This window comes from Streptomyces rectiviolaceus (assembly GCF_039533825.1).
Classification (GTDB): domain Bacteria; phylum Actinomycetota; class Actinomycetes; order Streptomycetales; family Streptomycetaceae; genus Streptomyces; species Streptomyces rectiviolaceus.
Genome location: NZ_BAAAUG010000011.1, coordinates 24,249 through 33,792, shown reverse-complemented (window position 1 = coordinate 33,792; position 9,544 = coordinate 24,249). Strand labels below are relative to the sequence as shown.

General features: G+C 70.6%; 9 protein-coding genes and 1 pseudogene. 5 read left to right on the top strand and 5 right to left on the bottom strand.

All coding sequences use genetic code 11. The features are described 5' to 3' along the window. Positions 1–634: pseudogene (locus ABD378_RS02305) on the bottom strand (hypothetical protein); the annotation flags it as partial. Continuing rightward, positions 631–1,491 (bottom strand): AAA family ATPase, encoded by an 861-nt coding sequence (locus ABD378_RS02300; RefSeq protein WP_344518582.1) that lies wholly within the window; start codon positions 1,489–1,491, stop codon positions 631–633. The gene ABD378_RS02300 and the pseudogene ABD378_RS02305, both read right to left, overlap by 4 nt. Before the next feature lie 274 nt (positions 1,492–1,765). On the opposite strand from ABD378_RS02300, the gene ABD378_RS02295 reads away from it, so the two are divergent. From ABD378_RS02295 to ABD378_RS02285, 3 genes are all read left to right on the top strand, one after another. Beyond that, entirely contained in the window at positions 1,766–2,263 is a 498-nt protein-coding gene (locus ABD378_RS02295) for a winged helix-turn-helix transcriptional regulator (protein WP_344518581.1), read from the top strand. 114 nt (positions 2,264–2,377) lie between these two features. Beyond that, a complete protein-coding gene (locus ABD378_RS02290; protein WP_344518580.1) occupies positions 2,378–2,941 on the top strand; it encodes an SRPBCC family protein in 564 nt (187 codons plus the stop codon). After that, a complete protein-coding gene (locus ABD378_RS02285) occupies positions 2,941–4,062 on the top strand; it encodes an LLM class flavin-dependent oxidoreductase (RefSeq protein WP_344518579.1) in 1,122 nt (373 codons plus the stop codon). The genes ABD378_RS02290 and ABD378_RS02285 overlap by 1 nt, the downstream gene beginning before the upstream one ends. Here the strand turns inward: ABD378_RS02285 and ABD378_RS02280 are convergent. Then, positions 4,025–5,167: a methyltransferase gene (locus ABD378_RS02280; protein WP_344518577.1), complete on the bottom strand. Its 1,143-nt coding sequence runs from the start codon at positions 5,165–5,167 to the stop codon at positions 4,025–4,027. The genes ABD378_RS02285 and ABD378_RS02280 overlap by 38 nt on opposite strands. Before the next feature lie 355 nt (positions 5,168–5,522). Here ABD378_RS02280 and qcrB point away from each other — a divergent pair, with 355 nt between their 5' ends. Further along, positions 5,523–7,172 (top strand): cytochrome bc1 complex cytochrome b subunit, encoded by a 1,650-nt coding sequence (qcrB, locus tag ABD378_RS02275; RefSeq protein ID WP_344518576.1) that lies wholly within the window; start codon positions 5,523–5,525, stop codon positions 7,170–7,172. Positions 7,173–7,191: 19 nt separating this feature from the next. On the opposite strand, the gene ABD378_RS02270 is transcribed toward qcrB, so the two are convergent. Further along, the gene (locus ABD378_RS02270; RefSeq protein WP_344518575.1) at positions 7,192–7,575 is read right to left on the bottom strand and encodes a YrdB family protein; all 384 of its coding nucleotides are present in this window, start codon (positions 7,573–7,575) and stop codon (positions 7,192–7,194) included. Positions 7,576–7,697: 122 nt separating this feature from the next. Between ABD378_RS02270 and ABD378_RS02265 the strand changes: the two genes are divergently transcribed. Then, positions 7,698–8,558: a metallophosphoesterase family protein gene (locus ABD378_RS02265; RefSeq protein ID WP_344518574.1), complete on the top strand. Its 861-nt coding sequence runs from the start codon at positions 7,698–7,700 to the stop codon at positions 8,556–8,558. On the opposite strand, the gene ABD378_RS02260 is transcribed toward ABD378_RS02265, so the two are convergent. Then, a complete protein-coding gene (locus ABD378_RS02260) occupies positions 8,559–9,515 on the bottom strand; it encodes an ADP-ribosylglycohydrolase family protein (RefSeq protein ID WP_344518573.1) in 957 nt (318 codons plus the stop codon). Positions 9,516–9,544: the final 29 nt, after the last annotated feature.

The window sequence follows — 9,544 nt, the reverse complement described above, 5'->3', positions numbered from 1 at the left end:
CTACGATCCGACTTCGCTCGGCGACCCGGCGGCGCGCTTCGGTGCGTACCGCGCCGCGGAAGTCCTCGATGCGGCGGCGGATCTCGTCCGCGGTGAGGCGGTCGGTGAACTCGGCGTCGGCGGCGGCCCCTTGGCGGATTCCGGCCAGGACACGGGCGAGCAGGGTCTCCGGACGGAGCCGGGACAGCGTCTGGTGCGACGACCAACCGTCCGAGCCTCCCGTACCTCCTGACCCGGGCCGCGTTCCGTATCCGCCCATGCCGTCCACCGCCTCGGCCGCCAACTGGGCAAGCAGCGCCCGGTCGTTGGCGGCGAGCGCGGCGGCCAGGCGGTCACGCAGGTCGTCCCTGTCGAAGTCCTGCCCTGTGCCGGAGCCGCCCCATGCGTCCGGAGCGCCGATACCTCGCGGAAAGTACAGGTCGAAGACCGGATCGAAGACCGGCCGCTGGCCCTCGCTGTGCAGCAGCGCGGCGGCGAGCCCCTCCCGCACCCGCTCCCGGTCGGCAAGGCCGAGTGCCTCAAGCGCCTGCCCGGCGTCCACCGTCTCGCCCGTGCCGATCCGGATGCCGTGCGAGCGCAGCGCCTGCACCAGAGCGGTGAGCCGCTCCGTGACCCCGGTCGAGAACGGGGTCACATCGCGTCCAGGTCCAGCTTGGCCGCCGCCTTCAGCACGTCGTCCTGGTGCTTGAGGACGACGCCGAGAGTGTCGCGCACGACGTCCTCGTCCAGGGAGTCGGCGCCGAGGGCGAGGAGCGTACGGGCCCAGTCGATGGTCTCCGCGACCGACGGCACCTTGCGCAGGTCCATGGCGCGCAGCGCGCCGACCACGCGTACGACGGACTGGGCGAGCGCCTCGTCGAGTCCGGGCACCTTCAGGCGCACGATGCGCCGCTCCAACTCCTCGTCGGGGAAGCCGATATGGAGGAAGAGGCAGCGCCGGCGCAGCGCCTCGGACAGCTCGCGGCTCGCGTTCGAGGTGAGGACGGTGAAGGGGCGGCGGGTGGCGGTGATGGTGCCCAGCTCGGGGACCGTGACCTGGAAGTCGCTCAGGACTTCGAGGAGCAGCCCCTCCACCTCGACGTCCGCCTTGTCGGTCTCGTCGATCAGGAGCACCTTCGGCTCGCTGCCGCGGATGGCGGTGAGCAGCGGGCGCGGCAGCAGGAACTCCTCGCTGAAGATGTCCGTGCGCGTCTCGTCCCACGACTCGTCGCGGCCCGCGGTGATGCGCAGGAGCTGCTTGGCGTGGTTCCACTCGTAGAGCGCGCGGGACTCGTCCACGCCCTCGTAGCACTGGAGGCGGACCAGGCGCGCGTCCGCGACCTCGGCGACGGCCTTGGCCAGCTCGGTCTTGCCGACGCCCGCCGGGCCCTCCACGAGGAGCGGCTTGCCCAGGCGGTCGGCCAGGAAGACGGTGGTGGCGACGGCCGCCGAGGCCAGATAGCCCGTCTCGGCGAGCCGCGTGGCGACATCGTCCACGGATGTGAAGAGCAACGGGGCCTCCGGCTTGTGCTGGTGAGCGGTCTGGCTGGTGAGCGGACTGAGCGCAAGAGCGGGTCGTGTGGGTAAGCGACCGCTTACCCGCACGACGGTAAGCGGCTGCTTACGCCACCTGATCAGTCCGCCGGGCCACTCCACAACGGTGCCGCCGCGTTTGCGTCGAACGTCACGTGCGGCGTAACGCCAGGGCCCCGGCACCCGCCGCGGCCTGCTGGGTCCAGTTCCGAGACCCACCGGGCTCCGTGGCGCCTTCTCGTATCCTTACGGCATGAGGCGGACCTCCTTTGCCGACTGGCCCTGCTCCATCGCCCGCACCATGGACCTGCTGGGCGACTGGTGGACCCCGCTCGTGCTGCGCGAGGCGTTCTACGGGATCAAGCGGTTCGACGTCTTCCAGCAGGAGCTGGGCATCGCGCGCAACACCCTGACCGACCGGCTGCGCCGCCTGGTCGACGAGGGCCTGATGGAGAAGCGCGCCTATCAGAGCGAGCCGGTCCGCTACGACTACGTGCTCACCGAGAAGGGCCGCGACTTCTTCGGCGTGCTCGCCGTGATGAACAGCTGGGGCAACCGGTGGCTGAGCGGTGACGAGGGGGCACCGGTCGTCTTCGAGCACGACCGCTGCGGGCACGAGACCGAGGCCGAGGTCGTCTGCGGCCACTGCAAGGAGCCGATGTCGGCCGCGGACACACATCCGCGCCTCGGCCCCGGCTACCCGGCGCGGCTTGCCGAACGGCCGGACATCCGGGACCGCTTCAGCCGCTGAACCCCCTGTACCGCTGTTGCGGGCAGCACCAGCAGCACCCTTGACGAGTGAGTCTATCTACGCAACTCTCGTGGTCAGCGAGGCGAGGATGACAACAGAGAGAGGCGGCCCACGATGGAGTGGACAGGCGCGTGCTACGCGGACAAGCCGACGGCCGAGGTGCGCACACGGATCGCCGCGTCACCGGAACGCGTGTGGGAGCTCGTCTCCGACATCGGCCTGATGCCCACGCTGAGCACGGAGCTGCGGTCGGTCGAGTGGCTGGACGGGGCGACCTGGCCCGCCCTTGGGGCCCGGTTCCTCGGCCGCAGCGAACACGCGTCGTTCGGCGCGTGGGAGACCACGTCGTACGTCGTGGAGTGCGAGGCCCCGCGCGTGTTCGCCTGGGCGGTCGAGGATCCCGAACGGCCCAGCGCCGTATGGCGGTTCAGCATCGGGGCGGCGGACGACGGCGGCACCGAGCTCACCCAGTGGATGCAGATGGGTCCCGGCCGCTCGGGGCTGTCGTACGCGATCGACCGGATGCCGGAGAAGGAGCAGAAGATCGTGTACGTGCGCATGCGGGAGTTCGAGCAGAACATGGCGGCGACGCTGGACGCGATCAAGAAGCTGGCCGAGGGAGCCGCTTCCGAGGGCGCCGCTACCGAGGGTGACGCTTCCGAGGGGGCGGGCGCGTGATGCGTACGTCGACGACCATCGAGGCGTCCGGGGCGAACTGGCGGGAGACCGTCGACTTCGTCACCGAGGCCGAGAAGCTGGGCATGGACATCTGCTGGGTCGCCGAGGCGTGGGGCTCCGAAGCGCCCTCCCCGCTCGGCTACCTGGCCGCGCGCACCGAACGCATGCTGCTCGGCTCCGGCATCATCCAGCTCGCGACCCGGACCCCGGCCGCCATCGCCCGCGCGGCGATCACCCTCTCGAACATCTCCGGGGGCCGTTTCGTCCTCGGGCTCGGCCCGTCCGGACCACAGGTGATCGAGGGCCTGCACGGAGTGCCGTTCGCGCGGCCGCTCACCCGCATGCGGGAGACCGTGGAGATCGTCCGCCAGGCGGCCACGGGGGAGAAGATCTCGTACGCGGGACGGGAGTTCACCATCCCGCTGCCCGGGGGCGATGCGAAGCCCATGCGCCTGTCCATGCGCTCCGAGCACGAGCTGCCCATCTACCTCGCCACCCTCTCGCCCAAGATGCTGCGCCTGACCGGTGAGATCGCCGACGGCTGGCTGGGCACCAGCTTCGTCCCCGAGGGCGCCAAGGAGGCCTACTTCGACCACCTCGACGCGGGCCTCGCAGCCTCCGGCCGTACCCGCGGCGACCTGAACATCTGCCAGGGCGCCGAAGTGGCCTTCGCCGACGACGAGGACGCGCTGCGCACGATGGTCGCGAGCCGCAAGAAGGAACTCGCCTTCAGCCTGGGCGGCATGGGCTCGGCCACCACCAACTACTACAACAGCGCCTACAGCAGGCAGGGCTGGGCCGACGTCGCTGCGGAGGTCCGCACCCGCTGGCAGTCCGGCGACCGCGACGGCGCGGCGGCTCTGGTCACCGACGACATGGTCCTCGCCACCACCCTCATCGGCACCGAGGACATGGTCCGCGAACGGCTGAGGGTGTGGCGCGAGGCGGGTGTGGACACGGTCCGCTTCTACCCGGCGGGCGAGAGCCTGGAGGCGCGGCTCACGACTCTGGGGCGGGCGATCGAGCTGGTGCGGGAGGTGGAGGAGGTGCGGGAGGTGCAGGAGGTAGGGGAGCGGGGGAGCACTACGGCCGCTCGGCCGTCAGGCGCCACAGCGACGTGACCTCCGCCGCGCGGGCCGCGTGCAGGGGGTCCGCGGGGTCGGACGCGCGGGGGTGGCGGGGCCGGATGTCGAGGCGGTCCGCCACACGCAGGCCCGCCGCCGCGATGGCCGAGTGGAGCTCGCCGGGCGCTCGCAGGCCCAGCAGCTCCGCCAGGTCGGACATGATCAGCCAGCCTTCGCCGCCGGGCAGCAGATGAGCGGCCAGGCCTGCCAGGAAGGCGTGGAGCATGGCGCCCCCGGGGTCGTACACGCCTTGTTCCAGCGCGGAGTTGGGCTTCGCGGGCAGCCAGGGCGGGTTGCATACGACGAGGGCGGCCCGGCCCGGCGGGAAGAGTTCGCCGCCGGTGGTGATCTCCACCTGGCCGGTCAGGCCGAGGCGGCTCATGTTCGCGCCGGCGCAGGCCACCGCGCGGGGGTTGTTGTCGGTGGCCACGACATGGCGGACTCCGCGCCGGGCCAGGACCGCGGCGAGGACTCCGGTGCCGGTGCCGAGGTCGAAGGCCGGTCCGCCGAGTGACACCGGGCCGGGCAAGGGCGCCTGCGCCACCAGGTCGACGTACTCGCCCCTGACCGGGGAGAAAACGCCGTAATGTGGGTGGATCCGGGCACCGATCGCGGGCACGTCCACGCCCTTCGTACGCCACTGGTGCGCGCCGAGCACACCGAGCAGCTCCCGCAGCGAGACGACCGACGAGGTCGGCAGGGGCAGGCCGTACGCCTCCTCGCAGGCGGCCCGCACATCCGGCGCCCTGCGCAGGGCGACTGAGTGGTCGGCGTCCAGCGGCACGAGGAGTCTGCCGAGCACGCGGGCCCGGTGGCCACTGGCGCGGCGCTGGAGGTGGAAGGCCGCCGTCGGTGACGGGGCCGCTGAGGGGGCCTTGCGGTTGCGGTCGACCCGCCGTCCCATCGCCTGGAGCAGCTGGCGCGCCTGGTGGTAGTCGCCCTGCCACAGCAGGGCGGTGCCTTCACAGGACAGTCGGTGGGCGGTGGACGCGTTCATGCGGTCGTCGGCCGGGACGACACGACGAGGCGCCGGCATTCCGGTCTCGGAGTGCCAGCGGGCGGTGTGCTCGGCGTCGCCGTCGATCCAGTGGATCTCAGACACAAATACTCCTCAGAGAGTGAACGTGCAGGGGCACGAACAGCACTTCGACGAGGAGCCGGAGCGATCGGCTCAGGACGGGTGGTGCGGCCCCCGCGTCGAAGCGCGGGAGGCGTCGCCGAGCACCAGGCCGGGCACTGTGCCGAGCGTCATGACGGGCTCCTTGAGGAGATGGGCCGTGAGTAAGTGAATGTCTCATGCCGGGCGGCGGCCGGGCAACCGGATCGCCTGCCCCGACGTCGCCACCCCTACCGGGCCTGACCAGCACGTCCGATGATCCTCAACTACTGGGCGAGCAGGGCCTGTTGGCTCCGGGAACCCCTTGATCTAACCTGGGAGCCGCCTGAGGGGGAGACGAATGAGCGGAAGCGTCGAGTACACCCGGGACAGTGAACGGCCGGCTCCGGCGGGCAAGGGGGAGCGGGTCGCCGACTGGGCGGACGGCCGCCTCGGCATCAATACGCTGGCCAAGAGCCAGATGCGCAAGATCTTTCCCGATCACTGGTCCTTCATGTTCGGGGAGATCTGCCTCTACAGCTTCCTGATCCTGATCCTCACCGGGGTCTGGCTCACGCTCTTCTTCGAACCGAGCGGCTCCGAAGTCATCTACGACGGCGTCTACACGCCGCTCAAGGGCATCCAGGTGACCCGGGCGTTCGAGTCCACGGTCGACATCAGCATGGAGGTGCGCGGCGGTCTGCTGATCCGGCAGATCCACCACTGGGCCGCGATCGTCTTCGTCGCCGCCATGCTCGTGCACATGATGCGGGTGTTCTTCACCGGCGCCTTCCGCAAGCCGCGTGAGGTCAACTGGCTGTTCGGCTGGACGCTGCTGTTCCTCGGGATCATCACCGGCCTCACCGGCTACTCGCTCCCCGACGACCTGCTCTCGGGCACGGGCATCCGCTTCGCGCAGGGTGCGATCCTGTCCGTCCCGGTCGTGGGGACGTATCTCTCCTTCTTCCTCTTCGGCGGAGAGTTCCCGGGTGACGCGATCATTCCGCGGCTTTTCAGCGTGCACGTGCTGCTGCTACCGGGGATCATGCTGGGGCTCGTCGTCGCCCACCTGATCCTGGTCTTCTACCACAAGCACACCCAGTTCGCCGGGCCCGGAAAGACCGAGAAGAACGTAGTCGGGGCGCCCTTCCTGCCCATCTACATCGCCAAGGCGGGCGGCTTCTTCTTCCTCGTCTTCGGCGTCCTGGCGATCATGGGCGCGGTCGCCACGATCAACCCCGTGTGGGTGATCGGGCCCTACCGCCCGGATCTGGTCTCCACGGGCGCTCAACCCGACTGGTATCTGGGCTTCTCCGAAGGCCTGATCCGGGTGATGCCAAGCTGGGAGATCAACGCCTGGGGGCACACGCTCGAACTGGGTGTCTTCATCCCGTTCTCGCTCTTCCCGCTGATCCTGATGGCGATCGCCGTCTATCCGTTCATCGAGGCCTGGGCCACCGGCGACAAACGGGAGCATCACATCGCGGACCGGCCGCGCAACGCTCCTGTGCGCACCGGGCTCGGCGTGGCGTGGCTGACGCTGTTCGCCGTACTGATGGTCGGCGGCGGCAACGACATCTGGGCCACGCACTTCCATCTCTCCATCAACGCGATCACATGGTTCGTGCGGATCGCCTGCTTCGTCGGGCCGGTGCTCGCCTTCTACGTCACGCACCGATGGTGCATGGGGCTGCAGCTCCGCGACCGCGAGAAGGCGCTGCACGGCCGGGAGAGCGGCACGATCAAACGGCTGCCGCACGGTGAGTACGTAGAGGTCCATGTGCCCCTCTCGCAGGGCGAGTTGTACACCCTGACCGCGCACGAGCAGCCCAAGCCGTACGAGATCGGCCCGGAGGTCGACGCGCAGGGAGTGGCCCGCAAGGTTTCCCGGGGCGAGCGGCTGCGGGCGCGCCTCGGGAAGGCCATGTACGGACCGTCGGCGCAGGTTCCCAAGGCGACGCCCGAGGAGTACCTGGAGATCCAGCAGGGCGGCGGGGACGGGCACCACTGACGGCGCGGCCGGGTCGCCGTCACTTCGTCAGGAGCCACCAGACCCGGTCGTAGGCGAGGGCGTGGTAGACGACGACGGCGGCGAGGAACCAGCGGGCGGTCCTGCGGAGCTCCAGGTGGTGGAGGGCCGCGACCGCCCCCAGGAACACGGCGAGTTCGAGGAGCAGCCGGACCGGGCCCGGCGTCTCGAAGTCGGTCTCGCCCGAGCGTGACTCGTCGCCCGAGACGGCGAAGGCACCCCAGGCCCAGCCGACGAGGACGGGTAACGCGACGACGGTGATCCACCGCCAGGGCGATGGCGTCCTGCGCCATGCCCACAGGCCGAAGCAGCCCAGCGCGAAGAGTTCGAAGAGGAAGCGGATCAGCAGCATGGCCGGGTTGTAGGCCAGGGCGATGGTGGTCAACGTACCCCCCAGATAGGTGACTTGAGGTGCAGCGTAATTGCGCCGGGGGAGTTGCGAGCACGCACTGCTCGATCGGCGAGGATCACACCACGCGGCGTCAGCTCTGCGGTTAGCCTCACGGAGTGACACAAGTACCCGAGAAGAAGCCGAAGCTGTACGCCATCAGTGATCTGCATGTCGCGTACGACGACAACCGGAAGTTCCTCGAGTCCCTGCGCCCGGAGACCGACGAGGACTGGCTGATCGTCGCGGGGGACACCGCCGAGCGCATGGCCGACGTCGAATGGGCGCTGCGCACCCTCACCGAACGCTTCGCCAAAGTGGTGTGGACTCCGGGCAATCACGAACTGTGGACGCCCCGCGACGACCCGAACCAGCTGCGCGGCGATGCCCGCTACCGCCATCTCGTGGACCTGTGCCGCTCCTTGGGTGCCGCGACACCCGAGGACCCCTACCCCATCTGGCGCGGCGACGGCGGCCCCGTCACCGTGGCCCCGCTGTTCCTGCTCTACGACTACACGTTCCGCCCCGAAGGCACACACACGAAGCGGGACGCGTTGGAGGCGGCCCACACCGCGGGCATCGTCTGCACCGACGAGGTGCTCCTGCGCCCCGACCCCTACCCGAGCCTCGACGACTGGTGCCGCGCCCGCGTGGCGTGCACCGAGGAGATGCTCGCCCGGCGGACGCCCGGCCTGCCCACGGTCCTGATCAACCATTGGCCGCTGGTGCGCGACCCCACCCGGATCCTGCACTACCCGGAGTTCGCCCTGTGGTGCGGCACCGAGCTGACGGCCGACTGGCACGTGAAGTACGAGGCGGCGGCGGTCGTCTACGGCCATCTGCACATCCCCCGCACCACCTGGCACGACGGAGTCCGCTTCCAGGAGGTCTCGGTCGGCTACCCCCGCGAGTGGCAGCGCGACCGGCACCCCGACCCGCGACTCCGCCAGATCCTGCCGGAGCCCAGGGACGCCGGCTGATCAGCGGGGCCGGGGCGCGTCAAGACGGCGGGCGAGATCGACGAGGTCGGCGATGCGCAGCGTCCGGTCCGGCTCCGAGCCGGGGACCGGGACGTGCAGGGGAGCCGTCCAGTCGGTGGATATGGCGGCGAGGCCGTGGCGGGCGCCGGCCAGGGCGCCGGTGACCGCGGCCACGGTGTCCGTGTCGCCGCCCAGGTCGACCGCCGCGCGCACCGCGTCCTCGTACGACGCCGTGGCGCGCAGCGCCCACACGGCCGAGCCCAGACAGGGCCAGACGGCGCCGTTGAACTCGGTGGCGTCGTCGGGGTGCCAGTAGGGGGTCAGGGCGAGCGCGTACCGGTCGCGGTGGTCCGGGTGGACCAGGGCCAGTGTTTCCGCGATGTGGTCCAGCGGATCGGCGCCTTCCAGCGTCAGCCGCAGCAGTTCGTGGAAGATCGCCGTACCCTCCCATGCCGCACGGTCGCCGTGGGTGAGGGCGGCGATGCGGCGGGCGGCGTCCATCGTGGCCGCCTGTCCTTCGCGGGCGAAATAGAGGGCTGCCGTGGTGGCCCGCATGAGCGAACCGTTGCCCGCGGCCCGCGTGTTGACCTGGAAGTGGATCTGGGCGGCGAGGTCCCACGGCATGCCGTTGGTGAGGACGTCCTCCGTCTGGAGGCCGATGTCCTTGGGCTCGGCCGCCGCCCACCGCTGGAACCGGCCGAAGATGTCGGGCAGGTCGAGACCCGCGTACGCGAGCAGCGAGTCGGCGACGTGCACGGCCATCTGCGTGTCGTCCGTCGCCTCCCCGGCGTCCCAGCCGCCGCCACCGCACATCTCCCCGCCTTGTCCAGGCTCCGGGAAGCGCGCCGAGAAGTCACCCGCGAGCCCGAACTCGAAGGGCGCTCCCAGCGCGTCTCCCACGGCGGAGCCGACGAGGGCGCCCGCGGCGCGCTGGGCACGGTCGGGGACAAGGGTCATGGGTGCAGGCTAGCCCCGCCGCCCTCGGT